Genomic DNA, 17,351 nt, shown 5'->3' on the forward strand with positions numbered 1-17,351 from the left:
TCCGCGTGCATGCCACCCTGTCGGCGTTGGCGATCGCGTTCACGACCTATCTCGCGATCGGCGGTCTCGTCTGGACGGCCGCGGCGCAGATGCCGCTGGTCGTGGTCAGCGCGGGGGCGTTGTATCTGGCGACGACGTGGATCTGCGTCTTCTGGAGCTCCGGCGCCCTGCCGACGCGGCGCGATCCCATCACCGGCGACCTCGGGCGCAGTCCGGTACTGCCCGCCGGGGCCGCGGTGCTCGCGCTCGCCGCGGCGGTGCTGGTGCCCAACGCGACGTGGCTCGCCGTCGAACCCGAGGCGCGTGGCGCGGATGCCGGCACCTGGAGCCTGGGAGCCATCGGTGCGCTGCTGACGATCGTGATGGTGCGCCGCCGCCCGTGGGTCGCGTGGAGCGGGGTCGTCATCCTCGCCGCTGAAGCGGCCTTCTGGATCGGCCCGGCCGCCGCGCTGGCGCTCGGTGTGGTCGGCGCGGTGCTCTGGGTGGGGGTGGCTCAGTTGCTGACGTGGCTCGTCGATCGGGCCGCGCGCGACACCGCGGAGCTCGCCGCGCTCCAGCGAGCCGCGTCGGAGTGGCTCGCAAGCCAAGAGGGTATCCGGCGCGAACGTCGCACGCAGGTGCAGCGTGCCCTCGCCCTGGCCGGGCCGGTGCTCACCCGCACGATCGAGGCGTCGGGGAGGCTGAGCGAGGGCGAGCGTCACGCGGCGCGCATCGCCGAGGAGGCGCTGCGCGACGAACTGCGCGGCTCGGCTCTGCTCGACGCGGATGTGCGTGCGGCGCTCGCGGCGGCGCGGGAACGCGGGACGACGGTGTCCGTGCTCGACGAAGGGGGCCTCGACGGCCTCTCGCCGGCGGAGCGGGCGGCGGTTCGATCGCGGCTGGCGGCTGTCCTGGCGGAGGCTGACTCCGACCGCGTCTACGTGCGAGCCGCCACCCACGACGACGTCGCCGTCACCGTCGTCGGTCGCTCGGCGGCCGACGATGACGGCGAGGACGAGGTCGATCTGTGGAGCGAGATTCCGCGACGGCCATGAATGCGCGCGGGCGGAAGATCCGCCCCGGCCGTGGGACGAGACCGTTGGAAGAAGAGGAGGCGAGGGGCGGCGAAGCCGCCCGCCCCTCGCCATGCGAGTGGTTACCCGAAAACCGACTCGCGAAGGGCCGACCCACTCATGAAGCAGATCGGCCGAACGCAGAAGCGTTCCAGCGATATCGATTCTTCCCGGTGGAAGAAGCTGTGTCTGTAGGTATTTTGGGGGACAAGCGACCGACCGTGGCTCAGCCCGCGAATCGTCCCCAGGCGACATCGCGACGCAGGGGTGCCCGGAGGCCGCGCGCCGAGACCTCCCAGGCCGACCGCAGCGGTGCGTCTTCGACGACCGCATCCGCGGCCTCGCGCTCGTAGGCCTCCGTGACGACGGCGATGACGGCGGCGAGCTCCTCCGCGGTGGGGTTTCCGCGACGGATGTCGATGTGCACGGCATCCGCGCCGGGCGGATCCGCCTCCGGCGCGGGCATCGCGGGCGTGCTCATAGCGGGATGTTACCGTGCTTCTTCGCGGGCAGGCTGGCCCGCTTCCCGCGCAGGGAGCGGAGCGCCTTCGCGACCGCGACGCGGGTCTGCGCGGGCTCGATGATGCCATCGAGCTCACCGCGCTCGGCCGCCAGGAAGGGTGACGCGACGTTGTAGGTGTACTCGTTCGCGAGGCGCTGCCGCACGGCGGCGACGTCTTCTCCCGCCTCCTCGGCCTTGCGGATCTCGCCGCGGTAGAGGATGTTGACGGCGCCCTGTCCACCCATGACGGCGATCTCCGCCGTCGGCCAGGCGAGGTTGACGTCGGCGCCCAGCTGCTTGGAGCCCATGACGATGTACGCGCCGCCGTACGCCTTGCGCAGGATCACGGTGACCAACGGCACGGTCGCCTCGGCGTAGGCGTACAACAGCTTCGCACCGCGGCGGATCACGCCGGTCCACTCCTGGTCGGTGCCGGGAAGGTAGCCGGGCACGTCGACGAGGGTCAGGATCGGGATGGAGAACGCGTCGCAGAAGCGCACGAAGCGACTGGCCTTCTCGCCGGCTTCGATGTTGAGGGTGCCGGCCATCTGCGACGGCTGGTTCGCGATGATGCCGACCGTGCGGCCCTCGACGCGGCCGAGGCCGATGACGATGTTCGGCGCGAACAGCGGCTGCACCTCGAGGAAGTCGCCGCCGTCGACGATGTGCGAGATCACCTGGTGGATGTCGTACGGCTGGTTGGGGGAGTCGGGGACGACCGCGTTGAGGGTGCGGTCGGCGTCGGTGGTCTCCCACTCGAAACCGTTCTCGTAGACCGGGATCTCCGCCATGTTGTTGTCGGGCAGGAAGCCCACCATCGAGCGGACGTAGTCGATCGCGTCGTCCTCGTCCTCGGCGAGGTAGTGCGCGACTCCGGAGCGCGTGTTGTGGGTGTACGCGCCGCCGAGCTCCTCCATGCCGACGTCCTCGCCGGTGACCGTCTTGATGACGTCGGGACCGGTGACGAACATCTGACTGGTCTTGTCGACCATGACCACGAAGTCGGTGAGGGCGGGGGAGTACACGGCGCCGCCGGCGGCAGGCCCCATGATGATCGAGATCTGCGGGATCACACCGGAGGCGGCGGTGTTGAGGCGGAAGATCTCGCCGTACTTGCCGAGAGCGACCACGCCCTCCTGGATGCGGGCGCCACCGGAGTCGAGGATGCCGATGATCGGCATGCCGCCGCGCAGGGCGTACTCCATGATCTTGATGATCTTGTCGCCGGCCACTTCGCCGAGCGATCCGCCGAACGTCGTGAAGTCCTGCGCGTAGACGGCGACGGTCCGGCCGTGGATCGTCCCGACACCGGTGACGACGGAGTCGCCGTAGGGGCGTGAGCGGTCCATGCCGAAGGCGGTCGTGCGGTGACGCACGTACTCGTCGAATTCGACGAACGTGCCGGGGTCGACGAGCAGTTCGATCCGCTCGCGCGCCGTCATCTTGCCCTTGGCGTGCTGCTTCTGCTGGGCGACGACCTCGGCGTCGACGACGGCCTCTTGGTAGCGGGCGCGCAGGTCGGCGATCTTGCCGGCGGTCGTGGAGAGATCGGGCTGCGCGGAATGCTCTGACTGCGCGGGGGCATCTGGCTGCGTTGGCACGTGTTCCACCCTAGCGACCGCGTCCCTGCGTCGGTTGGGGGACGCTCACAACGAGATCTCGAATCGGTTGTGGGATGCCGTACGCCGCCCCGCTGCCCTCGTGCGTGCTCCGCGCGTAGGGTGGCGCTATGTCGATTCCCACCGAGGGCTACCCCCTGACCGCCGCCGTCTCGCCGCGCGTGCACGTCATCGAGAGCGTCGATTCGACGAACGCGAAGCTCATCCGCGATGCGGAGGACGATCCGGACGGTCATCCGCACCTGTCGCTGCTGGTGACCCGAGACCAACGAGCTGGACGGGGGCGCCTCGATCGCACCTGGGTCACACCTCCGGGCTCTGCGGTCGCGATCTCGGTGGTGCTGCGCGTCGGCGCGGTCGCCGTGCACGATCGCGGCTGGATCCCCCTCGTCGCTGGTGCGGCCATGGTGGACGCGGTCGCGGCACAGCTGCCCGGACACACCGTGACCCTGAAGTGGCCGAACGACGTGCTCGTCGATGGCCGCAAGATCTGCGGCATCCTCGCCGAGGTCCTGCCCACCGATCCGCACACCGTCGTTCTCGGCGCCGGGGTGAACACGGCGATGACGGAGGCGGACCTGCCCGTGCCGACGGCGACCTCTTTCGCGGTCTCGGGTGTCGACGTCGACGAAGACCGTCTGCTCGCCGACTACGTCAGCGGCCTGCGGGACCTGATCGCGGAATTGGCGGTCGGCGGAGGCGACGCCGTCGCGTCGACGGTCGCCGAGCGGTGTGCGACGATCGGGACTCAGGTGAGTGTGACCGTGCCGGAGGGAACGGCGCTCGTGGGACGCGCGCTCCGCCTCGATCCCGATGGTCGGCTGGTGGTCGCCACCGTCGACGGTGCGGAGCGCATCGTCGGCGCGGGTGACGTCGTGCACGTACGCTGAGCGCCGGGCCCGGGTGCCGCCCAACGGCGTGATCGCGTGACGACGGCCCGGTCATGCGCGGTTTCGCCCGGCCACCGGGCACAATGTTCTCGTGACCTCGCCCACCGCCTACCCCGGGCGTCCCGCTGCGCCGGCGCCGGGTGCGCCGGCGCCGGAGCGCCGCGTCGCGCGCGTGCGGGCGCACGCGCGGGGTCTGTTCTGGTCGGCGCTGGTGCTGATCGCCGTGGCCGGGGCCACGGGCTACTTCACGGGAAATCTGCCGGAGCCGCTGCAGGACTGGATGCTGTGGGCCGCCGCAGGCCTCGTCGTCGCGCTGCTGGTCGTGATTCCCTACGTCCGATGGTGGACGCACACCTACACCGTGACGACGCGCCGCGTCGTCGAGCAGTCGGGCGTCTTCGGCCGTCGACGCCGGGAAGTGCTGCACGCCCGCGGGTACACCATCGAGGAGCGTCGCGGTCCGCTGCAGCGGCTGTGGGGCGCCGGCACGCTCGTGCTGTCGAACGGTGTCGATGAGCCGCTGCGTATGGTCAACGTCCCCGCGGCGCGCCTGCTGCACGAGGCCCTGTCCGATCAGGTGGAAGTCAGCCAGATCCTCGCGCATCGCGACGGGCACTGGGACGGTTCCACCGCCCCGCTCATCGGCGACCCGCCGCCGCTGCCGCGCTGATCGCGATCCTGACGGCCGGGCGAGATCGACGCTGGGCGCACGCCGGGGTGCGCGTGCCCCGCGAACTGAGAAGATGGATGCGACGAAAAGGAGCACCATGGCACTCACCCTCGGCATCGTGGGCGGCGGGCAGCTCGCCCGGATGATGATCGCTCCGGCGGTGGAGCTCGGCGTCCGCGTGCGCGTGCTCGCCGAAGAAGAGGGGATGTCCGCCGCGCTCGCGGCGACCGCCACCGGCGACTACCGCGACCTGGACACGGTGCGGGCGTTCGCCCGCGACGTCGACGTCGTCACCTTCGATCACGAGCACGTTCCGCAGGACGTGCTGCGGGCGCTGGTGGCCGACGGCATCCGCGTGCACCCCGGCCCCGATGCGCTCCAGTTCGCGCAGGACAAGCTCGCGATGCGCGCGCGCCTGGCCGAGCTCGGCATGCCGCAGCCGGAATGGGCGGCCGTCACCGACGCGGCGGGGCTGCAACGCTTCCTCGACGCCAACGGCGGGCGCGTGGTCGTCAAGACGCCGCGAGGCGGCTACGACGGCAAGGGGGTGCGGGTCGTCAGCGACCCCGCCGAGGTCGCCGACTGGTTCGACGGCGGTGCGCTGCTGGCCGAGGAGCTGGTCGACTTCTCGCGCGAACTGGCCCAGCAGGTCGCGCGGAGTCCTTCCGGTGAGCTGCGTGCGTATCCCGTCGTCGAGACGGTGCAGCGTGGCGGCGTGTGCGCCGAGGTGGTTGCGCCGGCCCCGCGCGGCGGTGCGCGTCTGACCGAGGTCGCGGCGTCGATCGGTGCAGGCATCGCCGAAGGGCTGGGCGTGACCGGAATGTTGGCGGTCGAGCTGTTCGAGACCACGGACGAGCGTCTGCTGGTCAACGAGCTCGCCATGCGACCGCACAACAGCGGGCACTGGAGCCAGGACGGGGCCGTCACGGGGCAGTTCGAGCAGCACGTGCGCGCCGTGCTCGATCTGCCGCTGGGTGATCCGTCTCCGCGTCAGCCGTGGGCGGTCATGGTGAACATCCTCGGTGGTCCCGCGACCGATTCGCTGGAGAGCCGCTTTCCGGCCGCGCTCGCCGCGCACCCCGCGGTGAAGGTGCACACGTACGGCAAGGCGCCGCGCCCCGGACGGAAGGTGGGCCACGTCAACGCCTTCGGCGACGAGGTGGATGCCGTCGTCTATGAGGCCCGTGCCGCCGCGGCGTTCTTCGCCGACTGACCGGCCTCGCCCGCCGCCGTCGTTCCGAACTGCAAGGGTTGGCGGGTGACACGCCGGTGTGGTGGTGGATGCCGCGGCGAGTCGCTCGCGCCACCTTGCAGTTGCGGCGAGTCGTTCCTCCCGGTCGTTGAGCCAGGTGCGTAGCACCGAGCCGAAACGGGGTTTCTGCGAGTGGCGGCGTTTCGACTCGCTGCGCTCGCTCAACGACCGGGCCGAGGCGCGCAGCAATGGGCCGGAGCGCCGTGCACGGCGGGCGGGATGCGTGGCGTTGCGGGGTTCTTCCAGCGTGCCGTCCTAGCCTGGTCGGGTGACTCGCGCTCTGCATTCCTCGGCATCCCCTCTCGTCGGCGTCGTGATGGGATCGGACTCGGACTGGCGCGTCATGAGCGATGCCTCTCAGGTGCTCAGCGAGTTCACGATCGAGCACGAAGTGGAAGTCGTCTCCGCGCACCGCACGCCCGACAAGCTGCTGCGATACGGGCGTGAGGCTCGGGAGCGTGGCCTGCGTGTGATCATCGCGGGTGCGGGTGGTGCGGCTCATCTGCCGGGCATGCTCGCGTCGGTCACCGCATTGCCGGTGATCGGTGTGCCGGTGCAGCTGGCGACGCTCGATGGGCTCGACTCGTTGCTCAGCATCGTGCAGATGCCGGCGGGGATTCCCGTGGCGACCGTGTCGATCAACGGCGCCAAGAACGCCGGTCTGCTGGCGGCCCGGATCCTCGGTGCGTCCGACGCACGGATCGCCGACCGTGTCGAGCAGTACGCGCGCACGCTGGAGGCGCAGGTCGAGGAGAAGAACCTGCGCTTGAAGGAGTCTCTGTGAGCACGGCTGCCCCACCGCGCTCACCGCGGCCCGCGGCGGAGCCGGTGATCGTCGGCGAGCAGCCGATGCGCCGCCCCGATACGCGTTCGCCGCGCGTGATGACCCGCCGCGCGTGGTGGCTGCTGGCTCTCAACTTCCTCGTTCCTGGGTCGGCGCAGGTGCTGGCCGGAAGCCGCCGCCTCGGCCGGGTGGGTCTGACGGCGACGCTGATCATGTGGGTGGGCGTGGTCGTCGCCGCCGTGGCCGCGCTGGTGTGGCCGACGCTGCTGTTCACTCTCGGCACGAACGCCGCCGCCCTGCTCGCCGTGCAGCTGGTGCTCCTGGCGTACGCCGTGCTGTGGGTCGTGCTGACGATCGACACTCTGCGTCTGATCCGTCTCGTGAACCTGCGGCCGGGCGCGCGTCCGCTCGCGGCGACCCTGGCGATCGTCGGTCTCATCGTCGGTAGCGGCGGTGCGGTCTACGCGGCCCAGCAGCTGCTGGCCCCCGCGCGCGAGGCGATCGCCGCGATCTTCACGAACAATGCGCCGCCGGTTCCCCCTTCCAACGGCTACTACAACTTCCTGCTCCTCGGCGCCGACAGCGGCCTGGGGCGAGACTCGATGCGGTTCGACAGCATCTCCGTGGTGTCGGTGAACGCCGAGACAGGTGCGGTGCACATCACGGGTATCCCTCGCGATCTCGCGTACGCGCCGTTCGCCGACGGACCCATGCATGACCGTTATCCGGACGGCTTCCAGGGGCATCCCTCAGAGACCTGCGGGTGGGGTCCGGGCATCAACCAGCTCATGAACGCCGTCGAGATCTGCCAGCCCGATGACGGCAAGGAGATCTACCCGGATGCCGCGGCGAACAGCTCCACGCCGGCCGTCGAGGCGACGAAGGATGCCGCGGAGGGCATTCTCGGCATCCAGATCCCGTACTACGTCTTCGTCGACATGAAGGGCTTCGCCGACATCGTCGACGCGCTCGGCGGTGTCAACATCACGGTGCAGGAACGGCTGCCCAAGGGGGGCGGGCCCACCTATGAAGGGGAGCCGGCCGAGGACTGGGCCATCGGGTGGATCGAGGCGGGTCCGCAGCACATGGATGGCGACACGGCGCAGTGGTACGCGCGGTCGCGCTACACGACGAGCGACTGGGATCGGATGCGCCGGCAGCGCGAGCTGCAGCAGGCGATCCTCGCGCAGGCGAACCCGGCGAACGTGCTGAGTCGCTTTCAGGCGGTCGCGGCGGCGGGATCGGATCTCGTGAAGACGGACATCCCGGATTCGATGCTCGGCTTCCTCGTGCAACTGGGCGTGAAGGCCAAGGAGCAGCCGGTGCAGACGCTCGAGCTCACCCCCAAGGGCGCCGGGATTCTCACCGATGACCCGACGCCCGACCAGTACGCGCACGTGCGCGACCTCATCCGGCAGGCGCTCTATCCGCCGTCTCCGACGCCGAGTTCGGAGGGCTGAGCCGTGACCGCCACACTGCGCGTCGTGCTCGACCAGGTCGTGGCGCCGACGGACGCCGACCTCGAGACCGCGTCTCGTGAGCTGGCGCGGGCGCTGATCGCGACAACGCCCGGTGGGTGCGAGGTGGCGGCGATCGTTCCCTCAGCGCCCGATGCCGCGGGCGATCTCGAGGGGGCGGTGCCCGGACTCGCCGACGTGACGCGCGCCTCGCTGGCAAGGCGTGAGCTCGCCGCCTCGTGGCAGCTCGGGCTGGCACCGGGCATCGGCGGAGGCATGATCCATTCGCCGACCTCGCTCGCGCCGCTGATCAAGCACGATCGCGTCCACGACAACGACCAGACCGTCGTGACGATGTGGGATCTCTCAGCCTGGGAGCGGGCGGGAGAGATGCCGCGGACGGCCGTCACGTGGCACCGGGCGATGCTCAAGCGCGCCGTGAAGCACGCGGATGCCGTTGTGGTGCCCACCCATGCGATGGCGCACCATCTCGCGGAGATCGCGCCCCTCGGCGACCGGATCCGCGTGATCGCGGGAGCCGCACCGGCCGGCTTCGCTGTCCCCACCGACGAGGTCGGGCGGCGGCGGGCGCTCGGCATCCCCGACGGGTGCCTCGTCATTCCCGGGTCATCGGCGGCGTCGGCGGGGCTCACGGCCGCCTTCGCCGCCGTCGCCGCGGCCGGAGCCGATCTGCCCGTCGTCGTGCTGGACGCGCCGGAGGGCGACGAGCCCGCCGTCGCCGAGCTTGCTGCGGCATCCGGTCTGGCGGAAGGGCGTGTGCACGTGCGCGGCGCCCTGGAGGACGCGGATCGCGCGGCCGTTCTGGGCGGGGCGGTGGCGTTGCTGGCTCCGTCGACGCTGAGCGGTTTTCCGTGGCGGGTCGTGGAGGCGTTGGCCGTCGGTGTTCCCGTCATCGCCGCGGACTCCGAAACACATCGCGAGGTCGTCTGGGACGGGGGAGTGCTGGCGTCGGTGAGCGACGACGGTGCGTTCGCGGAGGCGCTCGCGGGACTGCTCGGCTCGACGACGTCGGTCGAGCGACAGGCCGTGCTGGCAGCCGATCGCGGCAGGGCGTTCTCCTGGATGAGCGCGGCGGAGCGGGTGTGGCAGCTGCACGCGGACCTGTGAAGGCGACAGTAGGCTGATGCAATGAGCCATAGGGTGACGGTCGTGGTCCGCACCAAGGATCGTCCCGATTTCCTTGTTCGCGCGCTGAGCGACATCGCGGCGCAGTCGTTCACAGATGCCGCCGTCGTCGTGGTCAACGACGGCGGTTTGAGGGCCGACGTGGAGCGAGTCGTTCTCGCCTCGGCGCTCACCGAGCGGGTGAGCGTCCTCGACAGCGCCGCTCCCGGCGGACGGTGCGCGGCGGCCAACACGGGAATCGCCGCCTCGGAGAGCGAGTATGTCGTCCTCCACGACGATGACGACCTGTGGCACCCCGACTTCCTGAGCCGCACAGTGGCGTACCTCGATAGCCACCCGCACGACGCCGGTGTGGTGGTTCCGACTGAGATCGTGTACGAACGGCGCGTCGTGGGGGAGTGGGTCGAGTACGACCGGGTCCCGTTCTGGAACGGCATGACCGCGGTCTCCTTTACGGCTTTGCTGGAAGTGAACCGTATGGTCCCCATTTCGGTGTTGTACAGACGTGACGTCCACGACACCGTCGGCCCGTACGACGAGGCCCTGGAGACAGTCGAGGACTGGGATTTCTACCTTCGGATCACGGCCCGTTTCGCACTGGGTTTCCTTCCCGGAGACGTCCTCGCTTACTGGACGCAGCGGCCAGCTGTGACAGGCAGCTCAGCGAACAGCATGTTCGAGCTGGCCGGCGCTCACGTGCGCGACGATGCCGCCGTCAGGGATCGCGAGCTCAGGAAGTGGGTCGCCACACAAGGACTGGGGCTCCCGCTGTACCTAGCCCAGATGGAGCGTCAGATCCGCGAGCGGCTCGTTCACGAGATGACCATCCAGCTTGACCGTCAGCGTCGCGAGATCGTCGACGAGATCTACGCTCGCCACCCCGTCTGGAGACGTCTGCGTCGCTTGTTCGGCCGGTGAGGCGCCCATCACGCGCGCATTAGCGCGACGGCCTCCTTGCTGGGCCCATCGAAGGCGACTTGGCCCCCTCGCAACAGGACCCCGCGCGAACACAGCGTAGAGACCATGTCGAGGTCGTGTGACACGACAACGAGTGTCTTGCCTTCAGCGTGCATCTCGCGAATACGTGCCAGGCACTTCTGCTGGAACGGCTCGTCGCCGACGGAGAGGATCTCGTCGATGAGGAGAATATCGAGCTCCGTGTGGATCGCGACCGCGAAGGCAAGCCGGAGGAACATACCAGAAGAATAGTGCTTCACCTCCGTGTCGATGAACGGCTCGATCTCGCTGAATGCCACGATTTCGTCGAACCGCGCCTGCGTCTCCTTCTTCGACATTCCGAGGATGGCAGCGTTGAGATAGACATTCTCGCGACCGGAGAGATCAGGGTGGAAGCCGGCGCCGACCTCGATCAGCCCCGCGATACGGCCGCGCGTCAGTATCCGACCGCGGTCGGGACGGATGACACCGGAGATGAGCTTCAGCAGCGTGGACTTGCCCGATCCGTTGAAGCCGAGGAGCGCCACCGCATCCCCGGCAGCGATTTCGAAAGAGATCCCGTCGAGGGCATGAAAGTCAGTAGTTAGCGGCTTGCGACGAATCGCAGCGAGAAAAGTCTCCTTGATGGAGTGGGTGTGACGCAGCTTGAAGTCCTTGTGGACGTCGTCGACGACAATCACCGGCGCGGAGTCAGAGTTCTTGGGCAAAACGACCTTCTAGCTTCCGGAACACGAGCTGTCCGGCGACGAGCGCCGTCAGAGCAGTCAACAATGCAATGAGAGAGAACAGCCACAGGTCGGGCAGCGGCTCACCGCTCGTCGGGTTCAGGTCCAGCCAGAACCCGTAGTGGAAAAGCTCGACGGCCGGCGTGAGAGGGTTCAGGCGGTACACGGTGAACCACACCGGGCCGAGATGCTGGGCGACCATCGACCATTGGTACATGACTGGTGACGCCCACATCGCGCACATGATGATGATCTCGACGAAGCTCTGCGCATCGCGGAAAGCCACGTTGATTGCGCCGAACAGCAGACCTAGTCCTGTCGACAAGATGGCGATGATGATCACCCCAAGCAGGATCGCTCCCACGGCGAGAGGTGAGAAGCTCCATCCAAAGATGATCGCCAGCACCCAGACGACGATGATCTGTGGGATCGTGTTGACGGTCGCGACGAGCATGCTGGAAACGGGGAAGAGCTCGCGAGGAAGATAGATCTTCTTAATGAGAGCGGAATTGTCGACGATGCTCCGCGTTCCATTCTGGAATGCCTCGCTGAAGAAGGTGACTGCAGTGAAGCCGGACAGCAGGTAGATCGGATAGAAGCCGATGCTCGAGTTCAGGCCGAGAAAAAGACCCAGTGCAACGAAGAACACGGCGAACTGAACGAGTGGCTTGACGTACGACCACATCCATCCGAGCACGGACCCGCGGTAGCGGATCTGAACCTCCTTGCGCACAAGCAGTGCAAGGAGGTGGCGTCGCTGGAAGACGTCAATGAGTCCGAGGCCGGTTCCCGGCTCCCGAAGGATCGCAACACTGTTGTCGGCAGTCATGGGCTTCCTGAGCGAATCGGACACGCAACTTCAACATCCTAATGGTCCACTCCGAGAGTGCTCCTGGGAGCCGGATAGGCTGTGTCGGTGACGAGTGAGGACGATACGCGCCCGCGCAGAATCGATGTCGTCATCCCCGTGTCCCGTCATGGGCGTGAGGTGACCGCGACGATCAGGTCGACGGAGGCGGCCGCACGGGCTGTCGGCGACGCCGTGGCGGTCGACATCATCCTCGTCGTCAGCGATGCGCTCGTCGCCCGGCTGCCCGAGGCGGCTGCCGGCCACCGGCTGCTGAGCGAATCCACAGACGTCTCTTCCTTGCTGATCGCGGCCGGATGCGCCGCATCCGCAGCCGACATCGTTGCTGTCGTCGAGGCGGGAAACCACCTATCGGCACCGTTCCTTGCTGCTCTGGGTGCAGGCGATGTGAGTGAGCATCGCGTCTGGTGTCCCGAGGTGGTGATCACATTCGGACTTCGCACAGGCACGGCCCGGCAGCCGGCATATGCTCCGGAAGCCGTGGGCGCTCGCGACCTCGCACGCCGACTTGCCCGTGAGAAGGTGTGGGAGTCGACGCTTGCCGGAACTCCCGCGGTGATAGCCAGCGCTTTCCGAAAGGCCGGGAGCGCTGGAGTTGTCGCGGCATCCGCGGCCCTCCTCGATGCGGGCGTGCGGGTCGTGCCCGTGCCGGGTGCTGCCACTTTCATCCGCTGCTGGACAGCAGAGGCACCACGCGTGCACGCGGGACCGATTCTCTCCCCGGTCGATCTTCTCGCTTCTTCGACGCTCGCCCCCACAGACGCACGCGAGGTCGGCCGAGCCGCGTCTCACTCGGGGCGGGGGCGACGGGTGTTGCGCACAGCCATGCACTTGCTGCGGCCGTGGCAGGAGACAGCCGCCTCCGTCAGAGCGCGCAGAGCCGCGCCTCATCGCTTCTCTCTTCCGCTCCTTGCGCAGTGGTTCGAGGCCAACCGGTGCGACGCCCTCGTTCCCTTTCCGCGGGGAGATGTCGCTGTTTGGGCAGAGGATTGGGATGCCCAGGCCGCGCGGCGACGCAGCGAGATCGATGCGTACTGGTGGATCATGGATCGCCTGGGACCGGCTCCGGACTACGTGCTGTTCGCGCCGTGGCTTCGTAAGGGCGGTGGCGACACCGTCGTCATTCAGTACATCCAATCGATACAGCGTCAGGACCCGACAGCGTCGGTCGCGCTCATCACGACAGAGCCGGTGCGATCGACACGGCTCGCAGATCTTCCCCACAGCGTGGCCGTGGTCGAGTTGAGCGAGATGCTCGAGCGTGGCATACATCGCGACGCTCTCGTCGAGTGGATCGTGCCGCAGCTTCTCGCGCAGCTCAGTCCGCACACGGTGCACGCCTTCAACTCCACCGTCGCCTTTGACGTCGTCGAGCAGTTCGGCGACGTCCTCGCAGGCCGCAGCCGCTTGTTCCTGTCGACCTTCGCGATCGATCGCAGTTCCGACGGTGAGGCGCTCTCCGTTCTGTTTCTGCGCAGGCCGGGGTTTCTGGACCCGGTGAGCGCGGTCCTCGTTGATTCGCAGTTCTTCGTGGATCGCGTCGTCTCGGAGCTTGGCTACTCAAGGGAGAAATTTAGGGTTCAACGAAGCGTGGTCGGCGTGCCCGAAGGTATAGTGTCGGGCCCGCGTTCGACGCCGCTCAGAGTGTTGTGGGCTGGGCGCTTCGACACGCCGAAGAGGCTCGATGTTTTCGCTGCTGTGGTTGAGGCTGCGCGGACGAGGGGCCTCGCCGTCGATTTCCACTTCTACGGCCTAGAAGTTATGGGCGCTAGCGGGCTCGCTGAAACGCTCAAGCGCCTCGAGCGCGCTGGTGCTGTTCGACACGCTCCGTTCGCGACATTCGATGACGTGTCGGAGTGCGGCTACGGCGCCTACATCTTGACGAGTGAGTGGGAGGGAATCCCCCTCACGATCCTGGAGGCAATGGCGGCAGGTATTCCAGTTATCGCGCCTCTCGTCGGTGGCATCGATGAGGTTCTGACTGAACGGACCGGATATCCGGTGGATCAGTTCGAAGATGTGGATGCGTACCTGGCCGCCCTCAGCGCGGTGATCACCGATCCCTCCGAGTCGGCGGTTCGTTCCCAGCGCGCGCGTGCCGTGATCAGAGAATCGTTCTCGGATGGTGCATTCGACGCTCAACTCCGCAACGACGGACGGTATTTTCGCCAACGGTAGTCATGTCAGCCCCCCGAGCAGGTCACGCTCCACGGCATTTACGAAGCTCTGCCAGGAATGGTGCTCGACTGCGAAGCTATAGCCGGTTTCGATGAGACTTCTGCGCAGCGTGAGGTCTTTCATCAGGCGCTCTACAGCGTTCGCGAACCCGTTGATGTCGTCGGGCCCCGCGGTGATCAGGCCCGTCTGTTCATTGCGGATGATATCCACGACTCCTCCTACTCCCGACGCAACGACGGGCAACCCCCGCAGCAGGGACTCGACGAGAACGAGGGGCAAGCCCTCGTTCTGCGACGTGAGCAGCAGCGCGTGATAGCTATAGGTGTCGAGCGTAGGCAGTCCACCCGTGTAGCTCCCTTGGTATACGACCCCGCTTTCGCGGAACTGCGACATGATCTCGTTGCCAGCCCCGCCAAGAACGATCGACCCCCACGCTTCTATACGTACTGGGAGCCCACGCCGTTTCAATTCGTGGGCGAGCTTCGGAAGAACATCGGGGCGTTTCTCCCCGTCGAGGCGATGTGGCCACAGGATACGGAACGGGTTTTCGTGGGAGAAGTGCTCGTCATGGTAAGCCCGGGTAGCCCGAGGCAGTTGAGGGGTCGAATGGGACGTGGGCTGCCGGTGAACGATGACTGAGCGGTGGTCGAGGGCCAGCGTCTCCGTGATCGTCGCTGCCGTGCGCGAATTGTCCGTGAGAAGGGCATCGATCTCGTCGAGGAACCGCCGCTGGCTGTCATCCGTGATCGGATTGGTCGGATAGTCGTCACCGATCTTGTCGAACGAGAACAGGGTCGCGAAGACTCGAGTCCCATCAGTGATCTGATGCGCGTACTTTCGAAGCGCCTGCACGAAGTGGAAGCTATTGACGCAGACCACCAACTCAGGGCGAAGCAACACGATGAGCTGCGCGATGAGGCGATCACGTACGTGCGGAAGCAGCGTCAGCCATCGTTCGTCGAGGTGCGAATACTGGATGGTGCCGGGAATGCGCTCGTGCACCGTCTTCTCTGCCAAGAACGTCCCAAGCATTGTCGTGCGCCCCTGGAATCGATCCGTAGCGGCCAGAGCTTGTGCGTAGTTCAAGGACACGGTGTCGGCGCCCCCGATGCCCACCCATGGAACGATGACGAGGGCCCCGTTGGCGTCGCGAAGGCGATCGAGCGTGCCGACGAGGATGTCTCCATAACCGTCGTCACGGGCTTGCCAGGATTCGAGAGATAGAAGCGCCGTCGCGGTCCACGAGATTGCGGGCTCGAGACGCGTCGCCTCACGAAGAGCTTGGCGGACCTCTGTGGAGACACGCTCGATCGTCGGTGCCAACCGAGGGCGCCGCCAACCGGGCACAGAGCGCGCGATCGCGCGCGCTCCGCGGTAGAGGACGTGCTTGGCCTCCCAGCTGAGCCACCACGTAGCGCGCCTCACGAACGGCAACATTGTCCGGTAGAGGCGGTGGGTCACCGGAGCCGGAGCGGAGTCGGTCGAGGGTTCTGCACGATCGACGCGAGGAAGGGCAAGCTTCAGGCCATCGAGATCGAAGGGTGGCAGAAGTGATGCCGCGTGACGATTGTTCACCCCACCCGATTCACGGACCCGGTAGAAGAAGACTGTGTTCGGCGCCACATCGTGGACGACTCCTGCGGCGCTGGTATCTATGTTCCACAGCCAATCCTCCGGGCCATAACCGGCTTCGGGGGCGAGGGAACGGTAGGGGATCGATACGAGGACCGAGCGGAGAGTGACACAGGACGCAGGCCAGAGGTTGCGGCGTATGAGGTCTCGGTAGTCGATCTCGTGCGTGCGCGTGGATTCAGTTCGCCATAGAAGGGACCGGGCGCCGAAACTCATGACGAGCTCGGGGTGAAGAACGATCGGGTGATCGCTTTCGCGCAGGAGCGCCACGGAATCGGCGAAGTAGTTCGACGAAACGAGGTCGTCCCCGTCAACGTAGGCGATGAACTCTCCGAGGGCGTTGTGGGCGGCAAAATTCCGCGCTGCACCCGACTCTCCCAATGACACGTGCTCGACTCGAACACTGAACATGGAGGGGGCCGATTCAGCGAAGCGGGTGGCCTCGTGACGCGTGGGTGCGTCAGCATTGTCGCAGATTATCACCAACTCTGCTGACTCACCCTCTGCGATCAGCCGCTCAATAGCGGCCGCCACCGAACGCAGTGTTGGTCGGAGGAGTCGCCCTTCGCCGTGCGAAGTGACGACGACACTCAGCGTGATCGGCATGAGACGAGATCACTGCCGCCGCGTCGCCGGAACCCGCCATCACCGAACAGGTGCTCGTCAGCGCGGCAGTGAGTGGCGCCCTTCGCGTGGACATGAGAGCACGTCGGCAGGGTCGGACGACTGGGCGCGGCTGCTGTGGGCAACACTGTCGCGGCACTGGCACGTCTCGCGTGGACGTCTGCGACAATATCGGCGTCGACGTGGATGGCGAATAGCCCTCTGCCGAACACGTGGGTGGTTCGAGGTTCGATCACCTTCCTAGCGTATGCGGTGCGCCGCATCGACGATCACCCCGAGGCTGTCTCAAGGAATCTCTACGAGGCCGCAGGATTCTTCTGGTCCTCACTCGAAGCGACAGGCGGCGTGCGATCTGTGTGGTCACCGTCGCGTTGTCCGTCCGCTGATGGAGCCGCGAACGTGGGCGCTCAGGTTTAGGTTCAGGTTCCGGTCATGGCGGAGGGCGTCGTGGCGCCCGCCGCGGGATGGCTTGACTCTGGACTTACGCGTTGGCGAGGGGTTTCCCGAACCCTCAGCGAGTTCCAGGATCCGACGGTGAATGAGCTCGTCGGTGTGAGGCGACCGCCCACGGTGCTTCTCCAGAGCCCGCACCTCGTGGGAAGTAAGGCGCATTGTGGATTCAGGTGCGCGCACGAGGCTGCCCCGCAAAACGCGATGGGAGCCCACGAAGCGGGGATGATGCACGGCTCCGAACCGGGTGGTGAGGCGTAGACACATGTCGTATTCGTTGCAAGCGACGGTTTCGTCGTAGCCGCCGATGTCGCAGATTGCGGCGGTGCGCAGGATTACCCCGGGAGCCGGGATGCAGTTGGCGGCGATCAGAAGTCGGTGCAAGGCTTCCGTCCGATCGGGCACCCACGCGCCCGCAAGACGCGTACCCACATCGTGAGAGGTGCGTGTGACGCCCCCGCATCGGTCTCGATGACGGGCCTTGACCCCGGATCGTGGACACGGTGTCATTTCGGTTATGCCGCTTCCGTGAGGGTAGCTGATCT

The 17,351-nt window shown here is 67.2% G+C and carries 14 protein-coding genes; 9 read left to right on the forward strand and 5 right to left on the reverse strand.

What is annotated here, in order from left to right; genetic code table 11:
- The first annotated feature begins 5 nt into the window (after positions 1-5).
- Positions 6-1,034 (forward strand): hypothetical protein, encoded by a 1,029-nt coding sequence (locus BGN98_RS13890; RefSeq protein WP_231477023.1) that lies wholly within the window; start codon positions 6-8, stop codon positions 1,032-1,034.
- 244 nt (positions 1,035-1,278) lie between these two features.
- Here the strand turns inward: BGN98_RS13890 and BGN98_RS13895 are convergent, their stop codons facing one another.
- Both BGN98_RS13895 and BGN98_RS13900 read right to left on the reverse strand, forming a co-directional pair.
- Positions 1,279-1,518, reverse strand: coding sequence for an acyl-CoA carboxylase subunit epsilon (locus tag BGN98_RS13895; protein ID WP_016463398.1), 240 nt, complete (start codon positions 1,516-1,518; stop codon positions 1,279-1,281).
- A gap of 11 nt (positions 1,519-1,529) precedes the next feature.
- The gene (locus BGN98_RS13900) at positions 1,530-3,155 is read right to left on the reverse strand and encodes an acyl-CoA carboxylase subunit beta (protein WP_288121710.1); all 1,626 of its coding nucleotides are present in this window, start codon (positions 3,153-3,155) and stop codon (positions 1,530-1,532) included.
- 128 nt (positions 3,156-3,283) lie between these two features.
- Between BGN98_RS13900 and BGN98_RS13905 the strand changes: the two genes are divergently transcribed.
- The 7 genes from BGN98_RS13905 to BGN98_RS13935 all read left to right on the forward strand — a co-directional run bounded on the left by BGN98_RS13905 (position 3,284) and on the right by BGN98_RS13935 (position 10,290).
- Positions 3,284-4,063, forward strand: a complete 780-nt coding sequence (locus tag BGN98_RS13905; RefSeq protein WP_288121711.1) for a biotin--[acetyl-CoA-carboxylase] ligase — start codon at positions 3,284-3,286, stop codon at positions 4,061-4,063.
- A 91-nt stretch (positions 4,064-4,154) separates the two neighbouring features.
- The gene (locus BGN98_RS13910; RefSeq protein ID WP_061681808.1) at positions 4,155-4,733 is read left to right on the forward strand and encodes a PH domain-containing protein; all 579 of its coding nucleotides are present in this window, start codon (positions 4,155-4,157) and stop codon (positions 4,731-4,733) included.
- Positions 4,734-4,806: 73 nt separating this feature from the next.
- Positions 4,807-5,946: a 5-(carboxyamino)imidazole ribonucleotide synthase gene (locus BGN98_RS13915; protein ID WP_288121712.1), complete on the forward strand. Its 1,140-nt coding sequence runs from the start codon at positions 4,807-4,809 to the stop codon at positions 5,944-5,946.
- Positions 5,947-6,301: 355 nt separating this feature from the next.
- Positions 6,302-6,769 carry a 5-(carboxyamino)imidazole ribonucleotide mutase gene (gene purE, locus BGN98_RS13920; protein ID WP_005048199.1) on the forward strand — a complete coding sequence of 156 codons (468 nt, stop codon included), beginning with the start codon at positions 6,302-6,304 and terminating at the stop codon, positions 6,767-6,769.
- Complete coding sequence (locus BGN98_RS13925; RefSeq protein ID WP_288121713.1) at positions 6,766-8,229, forward strand: LCP family protein; 1,464 nt, start codon at positions 6,766-6,768, stop codon at positions 8,227-8,229. Before purE ends, BGN98_RS13925 begins: the two co-directional genes overlap by 4 nt.
- Before the next feature lie 3 nt (positions 8,230-8,232).
- A complete protein-coding gene (locus BGN98_RS13930) occupies positions 8,233-9,354 on the forward strand; it encodes a glycosyltransferase (protein ID WP_288121714.1) in 1,122 nt (373 codons plus the stop codon).
- A 21-nt stretch (positions 9,355-9,375) separates the two neighbouring features.
- Complete coding sequence (locus BGN98_RS13935; RefSeq protein WP_502687839.1) at positions 9,376-10,290, forward strand: glycosyltransferase family 2 protein; 915 nt, start codon at positions 9,376-9,378, stop codon at positions 10,288-10,290.
- A gap of 8 nt (positions 10,291-10,298) precedes the next feature.
- On the opposite strand, the gene BGN98_RS13940 is transcribed toward BGN98_RS13935, so the two are convergent.
- On the reverse strand, positions 10,299-11,036 hold the full coding sequence (locus tag BGN98_RS13940) for an ABC transporter ATP-binding protein (protein WP_288121716.1): 738 nt from the start codon (positions 11,034-11,036) through the stop codon (positions 10,299-10,301).
- Positions 11,020-11,883: an ABC transporter permease gene (locus BGN98_RS13945; protein WP_288121717.1), complete on the reverse strand. Its 864-nt coding sequence runs from the start codon at positions 11,881-11,883 to the stop codon at positions 11,020-11,022. The genes BGN98_RS13940 and BGN98_RS13945 overlap by 17 nt, the downstream gene beginning before the upstream one ends.
- A gap of 159 nt (positions 11,884-12,042) precedes the next feature.
- Here BGN98_RS13945 and BGN98_RS13950 point away from each other — a divergent pair, with 159 nt between their 5' ends.
- Positions 12,043-14,100, forward strand: coding sequence for a glycosyltransferase family 4 protein (locus BGN98_RS13950; protein WP_288121718.1), 2,058 nt, complete (start codon positions 12,043-12,045; stop codon positions 14,098-14,100).
- On the opposite strand, the gene BGN98_RS13955 is transcribed toward BGN98_RS13950, so the two are convergent.
- Positions 14,101-16,338, reverse strand: coding sequence for a glycosyltransferase (locus BGN98_RS13955; RefSeq protein WP_288121719.1), 2,238 nt, complete (start codon positions 16,336-16,338; stop codon positions 14,101-14,103).
- Positions 16,339-17,351 lie beyond the last annotated feature (1,013 nt).

This window comes from Microbacterium sp. 69-7 (genome assembly GCF_001897985.1).
Classification (GTDB): domain Bacteria; phylum Actinomycetota; class Actinomycetes; order Actinomycetales; family Microbacteriaceae; genus Microbacterium; species Microbacterium laevaniformans.

What these genes read in the sequence shown, in the direction of transcription:
- purE (WP_005048199.1), top strand. Translation starts at nt 6,302, where the DNA reads ATGGGATCGGACTCGGACTGGCGCGTCATGAGCGATGCCTCTCAGGTG.
- BGN98_RS13905 (WP_288121711.1), top strand. Translation starts at nt 3,284, where the DNA reads ATGTCGATTCCCACCGAGGGCTACCCCCTGACCGCCGCCGTCTCGCCG.
- BGN98_RS13945 (WP_288121717.1), bottom strand. Translation starts at nt 11,883, where the DNA reads ATGACTGCCGACAACAGTGTTGCGATCCTTCGGGAGCCGGGAACCGGC.
- BGN98_RS13955 (WP_288121719.1), bottom strand. Translation starts at nt 16,338, where the DNA reads ATGCCGATCACGCTGAGTGTCGTCGTCACTTCGCACGGCGAAGGGCGA.
- BGN98_RS13895 (WP_016463398.1), bottom strand. Translation starts at nt 1,518, where the DNA reads ATGCCCGCGCCGGAGGCGGATCCGCCCGGCGCGGATGCCGTGCACATC.
- BGN98_RS13935 (WP_502687839.1), top strand. Translation starts at nt 9,376, where the DNA reads ATGAGCCATAGGGTGACGGTCGTGGTCCGCACCAAGGATCGTCCCGAT.
- BGN98_RS13915 (WP_288121712.1), top strand. Translation starts at nt 4,807, where the DNA reads ATGGATGCGACGAAAAGGAGCACCATGGCACTCACCCTCGGCATCGTG.